Source organism: Tritonibacter sp. SIMBA_163, assembly GCF_046535935.1.
Lineage (GTDB): Bacteria > Pseudomonadota > Alphaproteobacteria > Rhodobacterales > Rhodobacteraceae > Epibacterium > Epibacterium scottomollicae.
In genome coordinates, this window is record NZ_JAWJBP010000532.1 from 1 (window position 1) to 267 (window position 267).

The 267-nt window shown below is 58.4% G+C and carries 1 protein-coding gene; it reads left to right on the top strand.

What is annotated here, in order from left to right:
- Window positions 1-267, top strand: a 267-nt coding sequence (locus R0J92_RS23410) for a hypothetical protein (RefSeq protein ID WP_411053438.1), incomplete at both ends; no start/stop codon positions are given.

Genomic DNA, 267 nt, shown 5'->3' on the forward strand with positions numbered 1-267 from the left:
CCCGGCATTGAAGCAGAAGCTGGACGAACTGCAGCAGAGCTGGGGCGTGGAGCCTAAATCTCTGCACGCCCACCTGCGCGAGCTTGGTCCCCGGCAGGCCTCGGCATTTATCAAACAGCACAGCGGACTGCTGAACCAGCTAGCCGAGGTAAAATCCCTGGTGGGTAGTGACACCCTGCCGCTGATTTCCGACCACGAAGATGAGATCCGCGAGCGTTTTCAGAGCTATGGAGCGCATGACAGACCAGAAGACCACCTGGAAAGCTT